Genomic DNA, 16066 nt, shown 5'->3' with positions numbered 1-16066 from the left:
GATGTGCAGTCCGGTCAACGACGGGGCCGTTGGACCGGCGTCCCCTTGGGGGATCGCCTTGCCCTTCGCCGCGACGACCTCATCGCCGCCGGTGTCCAATTGCTCGGCAGCGACAGTCGACCGGCGTTGACCGTGCGTGCCGTGTGCCGCAAAGCCGCGCTGACCGAACGCTATTTCTACGAAAGCTTTTCGGACCGCGACGAATTCGTGCGCGCGGTCTACGACGACGTATGTACGCGCGCAATGAATACCCTCACCTCCGCGAACACCCCACGCGAGGCCGTCGAAAAGTTCGTCGAGCTCATGGTCGACGACCCGGTCCGTGGGCGCGTGTTGTTGCTGGCCCCGGCGGTCGAGCCGGTATTGACGCGCTCGGGTGCGGAGTGGATGCCCAGCTTCATCGAACTGCTCCAGCGCAAGTTGTCGCGGATCGGCGATCCCGTGCTGCAGAAGATGATCGCCACCAGCCTGGTCGGCGGCCTGTCCAGCCTGTTCACCGCATACCTGAACGGCCAGCTCGGCGCGACGCGCAAACAATTCATCGACTACTGCGTCGACATCCTGTACATCACGGCGGCCCCGTACGTGCCCGCCCCAGACCTGGGTTAAGCGCGACTGTCTGTTTACCAACCGTGGCGCGCCGGCAACTCGTAAAACGTGAACTTGTGGACCGCGCGGCGCGCAGAATATGGCATCTAACCGTTACCGCGGCGCGCGGCCAGGCAGCTTGATGCTACTGATGTACACAGATATATTGACTGCTACCCGTCGACACAGATAACTGGAGGCCCCATGTCAGCGGAGCTGACAAACCTACAGCTGCTGCACGAGCTCGAACCGGTGGTCGAGAAGTGCCTCAACCGGCACGAGAGCATGCACAAGAACTGGAACCCGCACGACTACATCCCGTGGTCGGACGGCAAGAACTTCTACGCGCTGGGCGGGCAGGACTGGCACCCCGAGGAGAGCAAGCTCTCCGATCTCGCCCAGGTGGCGATGGTGCAGAACCTGATGACGGAAGACAACCTGCCGTCATATCACCGCGAGATCGCGATGAACTTCGGCCTGGACGGCCCGTGGGGCCAGTGGGTTAACCGGTGGACCGCCGAGGAGAACCGGCACGGTATCGCGCTGCGTGACTACCTGGTGGTGACCCGCGCGGTCGACCCGGTCGAACTGGAGAAACTGCGCATCGAGGTGGTGAACCGCGGCTTCAGCCCCGGCCAGAACCAGCAGGTTCGGGCCGACCTGTTCGCCGAGAGCCTGTTCGACTCCGTCATCTACGTGACCTTCCAAGAGCTGGCGACCCGCATTTCGCACCGCAACACCGGCAAGGCCTGCAACGAGACCATCGCCGACCAGTTGCTGGCGAAGATCTCCGCCGACGAGAACCTGCACATGATCTTTTACCGGGACGTCAGCGAGGCCGGGTTTGAGATCGCGCCCAACCAGGCAATGAAAGAGCTGCACAAGGTGCTGCGCAACTTCCAGATGCCGGGCTACCAGGTTCCCGAGTTCCGGCGCAAAGCCGTCTTCATCGCCGTCGGGGGGGTCTACGACCCCCGCATCCACCTCGACGACGTCGTCATGCCCGTCCTGAAGAAATGGCGCATCTTCGAGCGCGAGGACTTCACCGGTGAGGCGGCGGCGATGCGCGACGACCTCGCCCTGCTGATCAAGGAACTCGAGCAGGCCTGCGACAAGTTCGAGATCTCGAAGCAGCGCCAGCTCGAGCGGGAAGCCCGAACCGGCAAGAAGACCACCGCGTTCGAGTTGCATCAAACCGCCGGCAAGCTGGCTATGAGCCGCCGGTAACTCAGCGTTGCGCATCGGTCCCATCACGCTCGCCAGCCCAGTGGTGCTGGCCCCAATGGCGGGCGTGACCAACGTTGCCTTTCGAACCCTGTGTCGTGAACTAGAGCAGTCGAAGGTCGGCACGGTCAGCGGGCTCTATGTCTGCGAGATGGTGACGGCGCGTGCGCTCGTCGAACGCCACCCGGTCACCATGCACATGACCACCTTCGCACCGGACGAGTCGCCGCGCTCGTTGCAGCTGTACACGGTCGATCCGGCGACCACGTATGCCGCGGCCAAGATGATCGCCGACGAGGGCCTGGCCGATCACATCGACATGAATTTCGGCTGTCCGGTGCCCAAGGTCACCAAACGCGGCGGCGGGGCCGCACTGCCGTACAAGCGTCGGCTGTTCGGGCAGATCGTCGCCGCGGCGGTGCGCGCAACCGAAGGCACCGACATCCCGGTGACCGTCAAATTCCGCGTCGGCATCGACGACGAGCACCACACCCACCTCGATGCCGGCCGCATCGCCGAATCGGAGGGCGCCGCCGCGGTCGCGCTGCACGCCCGCACGGCGGCGCAACGCTACTCGGGCACCGCAGATTGGGAGCAGATCGCCCTGCTCAAACAACACGTGACCACGATCCCGGTGTTGGGTAACGGCGACATCTACGACGCGAGTGACGCGCTGGCGATGATGGCCAGCACCGGATGCGACGGCGTCGTCATCGGCCGCGGCTGCCTCGGCCGGCCCTGGCTTTTCGCCGAACTCTCGGCCGCGTTCACCGGCAGCCCGGCTCCCGTCCCGCCCACGCTGGGCGAGGTAGCCGACATCGTTCGCCGGCATGGGCGGTTGCTGGCCGCGCACTTCGGCGAGGACAAGGGCATGCGCGACATTCGCAAGCACATCGGCTGGTACCTGCACGGCTTCCCGGCCGGCTCGGAGCTGCGGCGCGCGCTGGCGATGGTCAAGACGCTCGACGAACTCGATTCGCTGCTAAGCCAATTGGACGGGCGTGTGCCCTTCCCGGACGCGGCGAGCGGCCCCCGGGGCCGGCAGGGCTCGCCCGCCAGGGTGGCACTGCCCGAGGGCTGGCTGGCCGACCCGGATGACTGCACCGTGCCGGCCGGCGCCGACGTGATGCACTCCGGAGGCTGATCGACCGCGCGAAATCGCGTCCGGACAGATAACTCAGTACGATGTGGACCTTGCTGCATTGCGCGTTGCTGCGGCGGATCGGTAACGCGCCGCTGCCCGGGCGCGACAAAGGAGTGCGACCCACGGGTGGCATGGGCCGCAGCGCTGATATGCCAAGCGTTGGGCCGACATTGCGCACGGATACGCTGACAGCCGCATCAGAGCTTCGGAGGCCGTAAGACATGCGTGACGCCGAGGACGACGCCACTCGCGGCGCCCGGCGCGCTGCGCTTGGGGCGGCCCCCTGGGAGCGGTTCTCGGAGCCCCCGGCTGACTACAGTCGCCATCTCTGGCAGACCGAGACCGCGGTCGAGCCGGTCCCGTCCCGAGCCGCCGACGACGAAGAATCCGGATCCCACACCGCGGGCGGAGTCAGCGTCGCCGACCTGATCGCGAAACTCGGCGCCCCGTCGACCGGCCGGTCCACCCACCGTCGCGCCGAGCCGGACGTCGAACCGGTCATTGAACCGACGCCAGCCGAATCGGACGTGCCGCTGGAGCTGCAGAAAACCCAGGTGATCGGTGACCTGGCCTATTCGCTCGACGCGGTCTCGGAGCTCCCCGACCTCGACGCCGCCGAGCATCCGAGCGGCCAGGAATCCTCATCCGACGAGCCTCGCGACGCTCAGCGGCGGACATCCCGCCGCCGCAGGCCGATGCTGCTGGCCGCGCGCTCGGTGGCGGCGCTGCTCGCGGCGCTTACCCTGGCCATGACCGGCGGGGCGTGGCAATGGAGCACATCGAAGAACGCCCGGCTCAACACCATCAACGCTCTCGACCAGGACTCCAGCGACATCCGCGACCGCAACGGCCAATACGGGGACGAAGACTTCTTGATCGTCGGCCTTGACTCGCGCGCCGGTGACAACGCGAACATGGGCGCCGGCAGCACCGACGACGCGGATGGCGCCCGTTCGGACACCGTGATGCTGGTCAACATTCCGGCCAACCGCAAACGCGTGGTGGCGGTGTCATTCCCGCGCGACCTGGCGATCACCCCGATGCAGTGCGAGGCGTGGAACCCGGACACGGGTAAATACGGGCCCCTCTACGACGCGAAGACCAAATCCTGGGGCCCGAAGATGGTCTACACCGAGACCAAACTGAACTCGGCATTCGCCTTCGGCGGCCCGAAGTGTCTGGTCAAGGAGATCCAGAAGCTATCCGGTTTGAACATCAACCGCTTCATCGCCGTCGACTTCGCGGGGTTCGCCAAGATGGTCGACGCCCTGGGCGGTGTGGAGGTGTGCTCGAAAACCGCGCTGCATGACTACGAGCTCGGCACGGTGCTCGATCACGGTGGCCGCCAAGTCTTGGACGGCTCGACCGCCCTGAATTACGTGCGAGCCCGCCAGGTCACCACCGAAACCAACGGGGACTACGGGCGGATCAAACGCCAGCAGCTGTTCCTGTCCTCGCTGCTGCGCTCGCTGATCTCCGAGGACACGTTGCTCGACCTCAACAAGCTCAACAATGTCGTCAACATGTTCATCAGCGACACCGTCGTCGACAACGTGCAGTCGAAGGACTTGATCCAACTCGGTCAGTCGCTGCAGGGCATGGCGGCCGGGCACGTCACGTTCGTCACCGTGCCGACCGGCGTCACCGACCAGAACGGCGACGAGCCGCCGCGCATGGCCGACATGCGGGCACTGTTCGACGCCATCATCAACGACGATCCGCTGCCCGAGGAAAACGACCAGAACGCAAAGAGTCTCGGAACTTCCGATGACAAGTCCGGGCAGATGAAGGCGCCCGCCACCAAGAAGGCGCCGGCCCCCACCCCGGCGCCCGAGGCCCGACACGAGCAGGTCACCACCACCACGCCGAGCGATGTCACGGTGCGCGTCTCCAACGCGACGACGCAGAGCGGCCTGGCGGCCACCGCGACCAGCCAGCTCAAGCGGGACGGCTTCAACGTGATGACCCCGGACGACTACCCGAGCTCGGTGAACACGACGACGGTGTTGTTCTCGCCCGGCAACGAGCAGGCGGCCGCGACCGTGGCGTCTTCCTTCGCCAATGCGAAGGTGCAGCGAGTGTCCGGCTACGGGCAGGTCGTTCAGGTGGTGCTCGGACCCGACTTCAAGTCGGTCGCCACTCCCCAGCCGAGCGGCTCGTCGATCAGCTTGCAGATCGAACGCGGCTCGGGCAGCGCCCCGGCCAAGCTGCCCGAGGACCTGACCGTCACCAACGCCGCCGACACCACCTGCGAGTAAGCACGTTTGGCGGCGCTCCACCGCCCGTTTTCTCCGCCGAGAACGTAGGCTTGGTGATATGCGGACCGCCTACCATGAGCAGCTCTCGGAGTTATCCGAGCGGCTCGGCGAGATGTGCGGGCTGGCGGGCATCGCCATGGAGCGGGCCACCCAAGCCCTGCTGCAGGCCGACCTGGTGCTGGCCGAACAGGTGATCTCTGATCACGAGAAGATCGCCACACTCAGCGCCCGCGCCGAGGAGAGCGCCTTCGTGCTGCTGGCCTTACAGGCGCCGGTCGCCGGTGATCTGCGGTCCATCGTGAGCGCCATTCAAATGGTGGCCGACATCGACCGGATGGGCGCGCTGGCCCTGCACGTCGCGAAGATCGCCCGACGCCGGCATCCCCAACACGCGCTGCCCGAAGAGGTCAATGGCTACTTCGCCGAAATGGGCAGGGTCGCAGTCGAATTGGGGAACAGCGCGCAAGAAGTGGTGATGTCTCGCGATCCGGAGAAGGCCGCCCGGATCCGCGAAGAGGACGACGCGATGGACGATCTGCACCGCCACCTGTTCTCGGTCCTGATGGACCGCGAATGGAAGTACGGGGTGGCGGCCGCCGTCGACGTGACACTCCTGGGCCGGTTCTACGAGCGCTTCGCCGACCACGCGGTCGAAGTGGCCAGGCGCGTCATCTTCCAGGCGACCGGCAAGCTGCCCGAAGAGGAAACGAACCCGGCCTCGCAATAACGGATCAGCTCTAGCCGAAGCGGCCGGAGATGTAGTCCTCCGTCGCCTTCTGGCTCGGGTTGGAGAAGATCCTCTCGGTGTCATCGACCTCGATCAACCGCCCCGGCTTTCCGACGGCTTCCAGGTTGAAGAACGCGGTGTAGTCGCTGACCCGCGCCGCCTGCTGCATGTTGTGCGTGACGATGACGATCGTGTAGTCCTGCTTCAGCTCGCTGATCAACTCCTCGATGGCCATCGTCGAGATCGGGTCCAGCGCGGAGCACGGCTCGTCCATGAGCAGCACGTCGGGCTGCACGGCGATCGCCCGCGCGATGCACAAGCGCTGCTGCTGACCACCCGACAATCCGCCGCCCGGCCTGTCCAACCGGTCCTTGACCTCATCCCACAGGTTCGCGCCCCGCAGCGAGTATTCGGCGGTCTCGTCGAGCACCTTGCGATTGCGCACGCCCTGCAGCTTCAAACCCGCCACCACGTTGTCGCGAATCGACATGGCGGGGAACGGGTTCGGTCGCTGGAACACCATTCCGATCGCCCGCCGCACACCGACGGGATCAACCCCGGCGCCGTAGATGTCCTCGTCGTCGAGGAGCACGCTGCCCTCAACCCGGCCGCCGGGGACCACCTCATGCATCCGGTTGAGCGTGCGCAGCACCGTCGTCTTGCCACACCCTGACGGACCGATGAACGCGGTCACACTGCGGGGCAGGATCGACAGCGTCACATCCCCTACCGCGTGGAACGAACCGTAGTAGATGTTGACGGCTTTGAGGTCCAACCGCTTTGCCACTTAGTGCTCCTGCCTATGACTTTCTGGCGCCAAGGAACTTCGCTATCACTCGGGCCCCGATGTTGATGGTGGCGATCACCAGGATGAGGGTTAGGGCGGCACCCCACAACCGATCCGTGGGGACCGGATTCACGCCGGCACCGGCGCTGGTCTGGTTGTACATCATGCCGGGTAGCGTCCCCATGAATCCACTGAAGATGTCGAAGCTCATAGATTGCGAGTAACCGACGAGAATCAGCAACGGGGCCGTCTCGCCCATGACCCTGGCCACCGCCAGCATGATGCCCGTGATGATGCCGGAGACCCCGGTGGGAAGCACCACCCTGACGATCGTCTTCCACTTCGGGATGCCCAGCGCATAACTGGCCTCGCGAAGGTCCACCGGGACGATCCGCAGCATCTCCTCGGTGGCTCGCACGATCACCGGCAGCATCAACAGAACCAGCGCGAGCGACACCGCGAACTCGGAGCGAGGAAGACCCACCGTCGCCACGAACAGCGCGTAAATGAACAACGCCGCCACGATCGAGGGCACTCCGCTCAGGACATCCACCATGAACGTGGCCAGCCTGCCCAGCGGGGTGCCGCCCCCATATTCGGCCAGATAGATGGCGAGCATGAGGCCGATCGGGATGGAGATCAGCGCGCATACCACTCCCTGCAACACGGTGCCGACGATCGCGTGATAGGCGCCGCCCCCGGCCACGAAGGCCGTCATGCCCGCTTGCGAGTGGGTCCACCAAACGGTCGACGCGATCGCCTTGAAGCCCTTGGCGATCACCGAGTAGAGCACCAACAGCAGGGGCGTCACCGCAATCACCATCGACAGCGAAACCAGCACCACGGCAACATGATCCGTGGCCCGGCGGCGCCGGCTCGGCCGGGAGAACGTGCGCGGCTTGAGCGGGCGGTCCAACATCGAGGTCATCGCCCGGCGCCCCATCTGGTTTTGGAGGCGGCGCCGCGCGCCAACGCGTCGACCAGGAAGGTGAGCACGAAGAGCGCCAGCCCCGCGGCGATGTATGCGCCGGCCTTATATTGGTCATTGAACTGCGCCACGGTGCCCGCGATCTTGGTCGCGACGGTGGAGCCGCCGTCGAACAGCGACCAGCCGAACGCCGCCTGCGTCCCGCGCAAGATGATCAGCAGGGCGACCGTCTCGCCCATCGCGCGGCCCAGTCCCAGCACCGCTGCGCTGATGTATCCCGACCGCCCGAACGGCAGCACGATCGTCTGCACAACCTCCCAACGGGTGGCGCCCAGGGCCAGCGCGGCCTCGACCTGCTCCTGTGGTGCCTGGACGAACACCTCGCGGGTGACGGCGGTGATGATCGGCAGGATCATCACCGCCAGGACGATGCCGCCGGTGAAGATGGTGCCGCCGCCGGCCACCGACGCGTTGCCGTCGGCGAACAGGAAGCACCAACCCAGGGAGTGGTTCAGCCAGGTGGCCAGCGGTCGCAGCTGCGGCGCCAGCACATGCAGGCCCCAGACGCCGTAAATGATGGAGGGGACCCCCGCCAGGAGATCTACGGCGTAGGCCAGCGAGGCGGCGGCGCGCCTCGGCGAGTACTGCGTGATGAAGATGGCGACCCCCAGCGCGACGGGCATGGCCAGGATCAACGCGAACGCCGACACGAACACGGTGACCTTCAGCAGATCGGAGATGCCGAAGTGCATGGCCGACGTGTCGGTGGTGATCCAGTTGCCGCCGTAGCTGAAAAAGTTCTCCCGGTTGCGCCTCAAGGCCGGGATGGCCCGCAACAACAGGAATCCACCGATTGCCCCGATGACGACGACGATCAGCAAGCCTGAGCCCTTGGCCAGCCAGCGAAACGCACGATCCCCGACGTGTGGGCGCGCAGCTCCCCACGGGTTGATCGGTATCACCGGTGCCTCCGGGAAGGGCGCGGCGACGGTCGCGCCCGAGCCGGCGTCGATCGGGTTTGGCGTGGTCACTGTGATCCCAGCACAGTTCTCTCGCTCCTTAAGCGCGGGGCCACTTGGTCACTGCAGAGCGTTGATCGCGGCAACCAGTCGCTCTTTGACCTTATCGGGCAGCGGGATATAGCCGGCCGAGACAAGCTCGGTCTGCCCGCTGCCGGCGGCGACCGTGAGAAATGACTTGATCGCGCCGGAGGTGTCCGGGTCGGAGCCCTTGGAGCACACGATCTCGTACGTCGCCAGGACCAGCGGGTAGACATTGGGTTCCTGGGAGCGGTACATCAAGTTGAGGTCCAGCACCATGTCGTTGCCGTCGGCCACGAAGTTGGCCGCCTTCACGGCATTTCCGGCTGTCTCGTTGGTGAGCGGAACGGCGACACCCTTGTTGGTGGCGATCTGGGCGTACGGCATGCCGCCCTGGTCGGCGAAGCCCTTCTCGACGTATCCGATCGCGCCCGGCGTCGCCCGCACGGCTTGGACGACGCCGGCCGACTTCATGGCGCCCTCACCCACCCCGCCCTGAAATTCGGTGCCCACGCCTTTGGTCCAGCTCTGCGGCGCGGCGGCCGTCAGATACTTCTGCACGTTGTCGGTCGTTCCGGACGAATCCGTCCGGTAGATCGGTGCGATCTTGGTATCGGGCAGCACGAGGCCCGGGTTGAGGGCTGCCAGGATGGGGTCATTCCAGGCGGTGATCCTTCCGCTGAAGATCTTGGCCAACGCGTCACTGCTCACCACCAACGCCGGCACCCCGGCCAGGTTGTAGACCAACGCGATCGGCCCGAACACCAGCGGCAAGTCCCACGCCGGGTTTCCCTCGCACCGTGCGGCGGCCGGGCCGATCTGGTCGGCGGCCAGCGGCGAGTCGGCGCCCGCGAAGTCGACATGGCCGGCGATGAACTGCTCACGGCCGGCGCCCGAGCCGGTTGGGTTGTACGACACGCTCTTGCCCGGGCAGTACTGGCCCCAGACCTGGTTGAACAACGCCATCGCGTTTTGTTGGGCCGTCGAGCCTTCCGCCGTCAGCTTGTTCTTGCCGCTGCATCCCGCCGTGCCCGTGGGCCCGGAGACCGTTGCCGCCGAAGCGTTGCGGCGGTTCTGGTCGCTGCCACAGCCGGTCAGTCCGCCGATACCAACTGCCAGCGCCACAGCCAGCGCCGCCAGCGCTCTGCCACCACCCCTGTCGAGCCTCACCGATCCAGCTTCCTGCCCCCTACGGGCCCGCGTGTGCCCCGCCGGCCATCTCCCAACAGGTTGCCAGGTCGTCGCGAAAATATGCCCGGCCGGATCCGGGGCACATTCCGCGCCTGCGCGTCGGTCAATCGGAAGCGACGGCGTAGGCGGTGTCCACGCTGTAGGTGGTGAAGCCCAAGCGCTGGTAGGTGCGCACCGCGGCGACGTTGTCCGATTCCACGTAGAGCAGCACAGTCGGCTCGGCCGCCCCCGCCAGCCGCCGCGCCAAGGACTCGATCCCGATGGCTGTCAGCATCTGCCCCAGCCCCCGCCCCTGCGCCGACGGGTCTACGCCCACGACGTAGACCTCCCCCAAGCCGGGTCGGTCGGGATGCACCTTGGTCCAGTGGAAGCCCAGCAGCTTGCCCGGCTGATCGGTTTCGGACACGCCGAAAGCGAGGAACAACCCTTCCGGGTCGAACCACGGTTCGTTGCGCCGCTCGGCCAGCTGCACTTCGGTCCAGCCGCCCTGTTCGGGATGCTCGGCGAAGGCGGCGTTGTTGACGCGCAGCAGCTCCGCGTCGTCGGCGGCCCCCGCGTAGGTGCGGACCTGTACGCCGGGCACGGGCCGCACCAAGTCGTGGGTGTCGCGCAGCGTGCGGCGCATCTGCAGCAATTCGCGTACCGGTACCAGACCCAGTGCATCGGCGGTGGCCCGGGCCGGCTCGAGTGTGCCGTGCGCCCAGAACCGGTTCCGTCCGCCGGTCTCGGCCAGGGCCGCGCGCGCCAGCGCCGTCCCGAAGCCGTGCCGGCGGACCCGCGGATGCACGACCAGTTCCGCCATTGCGGCCTCTGCGTCGCGCGAGAGATTGAGGTAACCCACGGTCTCGTCGCTGTCGGTGATGAGCAGATGCCCGGTGCGATCGTGCGGGAGCTCGCGCAGCACCTGTTCACCGACGGGCGCCACCCCATCGAAATCCGTTGTCGCCGTTATTAGTCCGCGCACTTGCCGCTGTTCGTCCGCGGTCAGCGTCGAGCGCCACTCGGGCGGGGTCACTGACTGCGCAACGGGTCGCCCAGGGGTTCTTGCATTTCCTCTGAGTCGGACTCGACGTCCTCGGCGGCTTCGTCGTCGGCGGTGCCGGTGATCGGGGCGCGGCCGCGGGCCGGCCGGACGGCTTTGTAGCCGACGTTGCGGACGGTGCCGATCAACGCCTCGTATTCGGGGCCGAGCTTGGCGCGCAGCCGACGCACGTGCACATCCACGGTGCGGGTGCCGCCGAAGAAGTCGTATCCCCAGACTTCGTGCAGGAGTTGCGCGCGGGTGAAGACGCGCCCGGCGTGCTGGGCGAGGTACTTGAGCAACTCGAACTCTTTGTAGGTCAGGTCGAGTGGGCGCCCGCGCAGTCTCGCGGTGTAGGTGCCCTCGTCGATCACCAGCTCACCCAGGCTCACTTTGCCGGCGCTTTCCTGGTCGGCCAGCCCGCCGCGGCGCCCGACCACCAGTCGCAGCCTGGCGTCGATCTCGGCGGGTCCGGTGCTCGGCAGCAGGATCTCGTCCAGCCCCCAATCGGCGCTGACCGCCACCAGACCGCCTTCGCTCACGACAGCCAAGACCGGAACCGACCGGCCCGCGGTGCTCAACAGCCGGCACAGGCCACGGGCCGACGACAAGTCGGTGCGCGCATCCACCAGCACGGCGTCCGCAGTCCCCGCCTCAAGCAACGAGGACGGTTCCGCCGGTGCCGTCCGGACGGTGTGAGGGAGCAGCGATAACGACGGGAGGACCGGGTCGGGATGCAGCTCCGAGGTCAGCAGTAATAGCTCCAACTAGCCCCTCCAGCTCGGGGGAACGGCATCTTCCACAACTCGCAACGCAACGACGCGTTAGTTGCCAGGCCACCTAACGATAACTTGCCACCTGCCATTTTTGCGTGGTGACGATGCAGTGTGAGCCCCGCCACCCACGCGGTCCGCGACACGGCGCGCGGAGGCTTACGCGACAATATGCGGGTGCGCAGGGTCCTGATCGGGGTGGCGGCCGCGGCGATCGCCGTGGCCGCGGTTGTGCTGGGTGCGGTCGCCGTCGACTACGGAAGCAGCATCTACGCCGAATACCGGCTGTCCTGCAGCGTGCGCAAAGCGGCCAATCTGAGGTCCGACCCGTTCGTCGCCATCGTGGCGTTTCCCTTCATCCCGCAGGCGATGCGCCACCACTACAACCAGGTGGAGATCAAAGCCAACGCCGTAGACCATGCAACGGTCGGCAAGGCCACCCTCGAAGCCACGATGTATGCGGTCGATCTGACCGACGCGTCTTGGCTGATCCGGCCCGTAGCCAAGCTGCCGGTGGGCAAACTGGAGAGCCGCATCATCATCGGGTCGAACTACCTGGGCCGTTATATGGGCATCAACGACCTGATGGTTGAGGCGCCGGCGAAGGAGACCAACACCGCCACCGGCGGCGTCACCGCGTCCGGCATCTCCGACAGCCATGGCCTGGTGTTCAGCGGCACACCGCACTCGGCCGACTTCGAGCACCGGGTCAGCGTCTCGGTGGACCTTTCCATCGCCCCGGACGACCAGTCGACGCTCGTGATCACGCCGACCGGGGTCCTGACCGGGGCCGACACCGCGGATCAAGCCGTTCCGGACGACAAGCGGGATGCGGTGCTGCGGGCATTCACCACGAGGGTGCCCAACCAGCGGCTCCCGTTCGGGGTGGCACCGAAGACCGAGGGCGCGCGCGGGTCAGACGTGATCATCGAGGGCATCAGTTATGGAGTGACCGTCGATCTGGACGGCTTCAGGCAGTCGTGACCCGCCACCGCCGAAGGCTTGCGGTCTGCGCGGCGGCCGCCGCTGGATTTGATCGCTGAACGCCATTCGGTAAGCTTGCCGACGTGCTAGCCCGCATTGAGCCCGTGCTCACCCAACGCCGCGCAGTCGATCTGTGCCGCACCGCGGGCTGTTGCTGTCGCTGTAGCTGCTGAGTCGCCGCGCGCTTTCGCGTCGCACTCGGAGCAGCCCGGGAATTCCCCGTGGCCCGTCTCCCGTCGTTCGTTCCCTCAGCAACAGGCGAATTCAGGAGTAGTACCGTGCCGATCAGCAACACCACAACCCAACCGGACACCGTCGACGTGCGCGGCCCGCGCTTTGCCGCCTGGGTTACCACCGCAGTCCTGGTGATCACGCTCGCCGTGTCCGCCGCCAGCCCCCTGGCGGCGGCGGTCATTCTGGGGATACAGGCCATTGTCTTCGCCGTCGGCGCCGTCGGCGGCCCGCGCAAGCATCCGTATGGGCGGATATTCGCCCTTGCCGTGGCGCCCCGGCTCGGCCCCGTCACCGAGCGCGAACCGGTCGCACCGCTGAAGTTCGCCCAACTCGTCGGCCTGATCTTCGCGCTCGTGGGCGTCGTCGCGTTCGCCGCGGGCGCCTTCTTGGCCGGCGTCATCGCCACCGCCGGGGCGCTCGTCGCCGCCTTCCTGAACGCCGCGTTCGGCATCTGCCTGGGTTGCCAGCTCTACCCATTGGTCGCGCGTTTCCGAGGAGCCGCGCGCACCACATGACCTGTTCATAGAAAGCGATCGAAAGGATCCCCCGCATGGCACGCTCCGACGTCCTGGTCTCCGTGGACTGGGCCGAGAGCAATCTCGACGCAGCCGGCGTCGTCTTCGTCGAAGTCGATGAGGACACCAGCGCCTACGACACCGGCCACATCCCCGGCGCGATCAGGCTGGACTGGCGTTCGGATCTGCAGGACCCGGTGAAGCGGGACTTCGTCGATGCGCAGCAATTCTCGAAACTGCTCAGCGAGCGCGGCATCTCCAACGACGACACCGTGATCCTTTACGGCGGCAACAACAATTGGTTCGCCGCCTACGCCTACTGGTACTTCAAGCTGTACGGCCACGACAAGGTCAAGCTGCTCGACGGCGGCCGCAAGAAGTGGGAACTCGACGGCCGCGCCCTGTCCAGCGACACCGTCACCCGGCCGGCCACCTCTTACACTGCCGCCGCACCGGACAACAGCATCCGGGCGTTCCGCGACGAGGTCATCGCGGCCATCAACGCCAAGAACCTGGTCGACGTGCGTTCACCCGACGAGTTCTCCGGCAAGATCCTGGCGCCGGCGCACCTGCCGCAGGAGCAGAGCCAGCGGCCCGGCCACATTCCGGGGGCGATCAACGTGCCGTGGAGCAAGGCCGCCAACGAGGACGGCACCTTCAAGTCCGACGAGGAGCTGGCCAAGCTCTACGCCGACGCCGGACTGGACGGCACCAAGGAAACGATCGCGTATTGCCGCATCGGAGAGCGCTCGTCGCACACCTGGTTCGTGCTCCGGGAATTACTCGGCCACAAAAACGTCAAGAACTACGACGGAAGTTGGACGGAATACGGCTCCCTGGTGGGTGCCCCGATCGAGTTGGGAAGCTGATATGTGCTCTGCGCCGAAACAAGGAGTGACGCTGCCCGCCAGCGTTGACTTGGAGAAGGAAACGGTGATCACCGGCCGCGTCGTGGACGGCGACGGACAGGCGGTCGGCGGCGCGTTCGTCCGCCTGCTCGACTCGTCAGACGAGTTCACCGCCGAGGTCGTCGCGTCGGCAACGGGCGACTTCCGGTTCTTCGCGGCACCGGGGTCCTGGACGCTGCGCGCGTTGTCGGCCGCAGGCAACGGGAACGCCGTGGTGACCCCGTCGGGCGCCGGCATCCACGAGGTGGACGTCAAGATCGCCTGAGACCCCGGCTGGCCTGACCGGGATCTCCCGCGGCGAATAGACTTGTCCCCGTGGTGCTCTTCTTCGAGATCATGCTGGTGGTGGCCGTCGTGGTGATCTCATGGTTCGCGCTGTACACGCTGTACCGGCTCATCACCGACGAATCGTGACTTCTGACGAACCTCTGGGTTCTCCGGGCTCCGGTGATCGCGCGGTGGCCGCCGCCGCCGAGCGCGCCAAGCTGACCGCCGGCCGCAACATTCCGGCCTTCGACGACCTGCCGTTTCCCGCCGACACCGCCAACCTGCGGGAAGGCGCCAACCTGAACGACGCGCTGCTGGCGCTACTGCCCCTCGTGGGTGTGTGGCGCGGAGAAGGCGAGGGCCGCGGGCACGACGGGGATTACCGGTTCGGCCAGCAGATCGTGGTATCGCACGACGGCGGTGATTACCTGAACTGGGAATCCCGCTCGTGGCGGCTCGACGAGACGGGCGATTTCCAGGGACACGGGTTGCGCGAGACGGGCTTCTGGCGCTTCGTCAGCGATCCCGACGACCCCACCGAGTCGCAGGCCATCGAGTTGCTGTTGGCCCACTCGGCCGGCTACGTGGAACTGTTCTACGGACGGCCCCGTACCCAGTCGTCGTGGGAGTTGGTGACCGACGCGCTGGCCCGCTCCCGCTCGGGCGTGCTGGTCGGCGGCGCCAAACGGCTCTACGGGATCGTCGAGGGCGACCTGGCCTACGTCGAGGAACGGGTGGACGCCGACGGCGGCCTCGTTCCCCACCTTTCGGCGCGGCTCTCGCGGTACGCCGGATAGCCGCCGACCTGTTGCCCGCCTGGGCAACTCGGTGGTGTGCACCGGCCCCGGAATCATTGCTTTCGGCCGACCTTTTGCGTGTACTGTTCGACGTCCGAACAGCCGATACCGCGCGAAGGGAGATCGGCGGATGCGTCCCACGAGGACACCCTCGCCCACCTTGCGCTGGGGCCTAACCGCGGTCGGCGTGCTGCTCATCGTGTATCTGGGCGTCCTGGACCTGTGGCCCTGGATCATCGACGCGATGCCGCCTGCCCTCGGCTGGTTCGGCCGGCCGGGATCGATGCCCACGCTCGCGATCGTCGTGGCGGTGCTGATCGCGGCCTGCGTGCTGACCTTCCGCTCGGACAACAGCCACCGGGTGGTGGGTGTTTCGTTCACCGTGATCGCCGTCCTCATCGGCATGAGCGCGATCCTGGGCCTGACCTCCTATTGGGGATGCCACGACGCCAACCATCCCGGTGAAGATCGCCGACAGTGCCGCGATGCGGGCCAGTTCCAGGCCGACCGGCGTTGGGCTCGGGCAGGTGCGTCCGCTCACCGAGAAGTCGCCGGTGCCACCCTTGACCAGACTGGCCGTCGCCATCAGTGGCGTGAAGAAAGCGGGATGGTTGGCGTCGTGGCATCCCCAATAGGAGGTCAGGCCCAGGATCGCGCTCATGCCGATGAGGACGGCGATC

Annotated in this window: 17 protein-coding genes and 1 pseudogene; 12 read left to right on the top strand and 6 right to left on the bottom strand. The window is 66.6% G+C overall.

What is annotated here, in order from left to right; genetic code table 11:
* Positions 1-3 precede the first annotated feature (3 nt).
* From A5709_RS14980 to phoU, 5 genes are all read left to right on the top strand, one after another.
* On the top strand, positions 4-609 hold the full coding sequence (locus A5709_RS14980) for a TetR/AcrR family transcriptional regulator (RefSeq protein WP_068009816.1): 606 nt from the start codon (positions 4-6) through the stop codon (positions 607-609).
* A 183-nt stretch (positions 610-792) separates the two neighbouring features.
* Positions 793-1815 carry an acyl-ACP desaturase gene (locus tag A5709_RS14975; RefSeq protein ID WP_067948607.1) on the top strand — a complete coding sequence of 341 codons (1023 nt, stop codon included), beginning with the start codon at positions 793-795 and terminating at the stop codon, positions 1813-1815.
* Between the two features lie 7 nt (positions 1816-1822).
* The gene (dusB, locus tag A5709_RS14970) at positions 1823-2956 is read left to right on the top strand and encodes a tRNA dihydrouridine synthase DusB (protein WP_067948609.1); all 1134 of its coding nucleotides are present in this window, start codon (positions 1823-1825) and stop codon (positions 2954-2956) included.
* Positions 2957-3177: 221 nt separating this feature from the next.
* Complete coding sequence (locus tag A5709_RS14965) at positions 3178-5214, top strand: LCP family protein (protein WP_068009814.1); 2037 nt, start codon at positions 3178-3180, stop codon at positions 5212-5214.
* A 58-nt stretch (positions 5215-5272) separates the two neighbouring features.
* On the top strand, positions 5273-5941 hold the full coding sequence (phoU, locus tag A5709_RS14960; protein ID WP_067948613.1) for a phosphate signaling complex protein PhoU: 669 nt from the start codon (positions 5273-5275) through the stop codon (positions 5939-5941).
* A gap of 10 nt (positions 5942-5951) precedes the next feature.
* On the opposite strand, the gene pstB is transcribed toward phoU, so the two are convergent.
* The 6 genes from pstB to A5709_RS14930 form a co-directional block, all read right to left on the bottom strand.
* Positions 5952-6728, bottom strand: a complete 777-nt coding sequence (pstB, locus tag A5709_RS14955) for a phosphate ABC transporter ATP-binding protein PstB (protein ID WP_068120526.1) — start codon at positions 6726-6728, stop codon at positions 5952-5954.
* A gap of 13 nt (positions 6729-6741) precedes the next feature.
* The gene (gene pstA / locus A5709_RS14950) at positions 6742-7656 is read right to left on the bottom strand and encodes a phosphate ABC transporter permease PstA (protein WP_068120543.1); all 915 of its coding nucleotides are present in this window, start codon (positions 7654-7656) and stop codon (positions 6742-6744) included.
* Positions 7653-8687: a phosphate ABC transporter permease subunit PstC gene (gene pstC / locus A5709_RS14945; protein WP_369806097.1), complete on the bottom strand. Its 1035-nt coding sequence runs from the start codon at positions 8685-8687 to the stop codon at positions 7653-7655. Before pstC ends, pstA begins: the two co-directional genes overlap by 4 nt.
* 48 nt (positions 8688-8735) lie before the next feature.
* Positions 8736-9866: a phosphate ABC transporter substrate-binding protein PstS gene (pstS, locus tag A5709_RS14940; RefSeq protein ID WP_068120525.1), complete on the bottom strand. Its 1131-nt coding sequence runs from the start codon at positions 9864-9866 to the stop codon at positions 8736-8738.
* Positions 9867-9990: 124 nt separating this feature from the next.
* Positions 9991-10902, bottom strand: a complete 912-nt coding sequence (gene mshD / locus A5709_RS14935; protein WP_068009808.1) for a mycothiol synthase — start codon at positions 10900-10902, stop codon at positions 9991-9993.
* Positions 10899-11675, bottom strand: a complete 777-nt coding sequence (locus tag A5709_RS14930) for a response regulator transcription factor (protein WP_067948621.1) — start codon at positions 11673-11675, stop codon at positions 10899-10901. Before A5709_RS14930 ends, mshD begins: the two co-directional genes overlap by 4 nt.
* Positions 11676-11852: 177 nt before the next feature.
* On the opposite strand from A5709_RS14930, the gene lmeA reads away from it, so the two are divergent.
* The 7 genes and pseudogenes from lmeA to A5709_RS28475 form a co-directional block, all read left to right on the top strand.
* Positions 11853-12665, top strand: coding sequence for a mannan chain length control protein LmeA (gene lmeA / locus A5709_RS14925; RefSeq protein ID WP_067948623.1), 813 nt, complete (start codon positions 11853-11855; stop codon positions 12663-12665).
* Positions 12666-12748: 83 nt separating this feature from the next.
* Positions 12749-12838, top strand: a complete 90-nt coding sequence (locus tag A5709_RS29275) for an Ms5788A family Cys-rich leader peptide (RefSeq protein WP_369806096.1) — start codon at positions 12749-12751, stop codon at positions 12836-12838.
* 105 nt (positions 12839-12943) lie between these two features.
* Positions 12944-13414: a DUF4395 domain-containing protein gene (locus tag A5709_RS14920; RefSeq protein WP_067948624.1), complete on the top strand. Its 471-nt coding sequence runs from the start codon at positions 12944-12946 to the stop codon at positions 13412-13414.
* A 35-nt stretch (positions 13415-13449) separates the two neighbouring features.
* Positions 13450-14283: a sulfurtransferase gene (locus A5709_RS14915; RefSeq protein WP_067948626.1), complete on the top strand. Its 834-nt coding sequence runs from the start codon at positions 13450-13452 to the stop codon at positions 14281-14283.
* A 1-nt stretch (position 14284) separates the two neighbouring features.
* Complete coding sequence (locus A5709_RS14910) at positions 14285-14587, top strand: DUF1416 domain-containing protein (RefSeq protein ID WP_068009806.1); 303 nt, start codon at positions 14285-14287, stop codon at positions 14585-14587.
* Positions 14588-14732: 145 nt separating this feature from the next.
* Positions 14733-15386, top strand: coding sequence for an FABP family protein (locus A5709_RS14905; RefSeq protein ID WP_067948628.1), 654 nt, complete (start codon positions 14733-14735; stop codon positions 15384-15386).
* A gap of 130 nt (positions 15387-15516) precedes the next feature.
* Positions 15517-16066 (top strand): annotated as a pseudogene (locus tag A5709_RS28475) (hypothetical protein); the annotation flags it as partial.

The organism is Mycobacterium sp. E1386 (assembly GCF_001672745.1).
GTDB lineage: Bacteria > Actinomycetota > Actinomycetes > Mycobacteriales > Mycobacteriaceae > Mycobacterium.
This window is presented reverse-complemented; position numbering and strand designations above follow the sequence as displayed.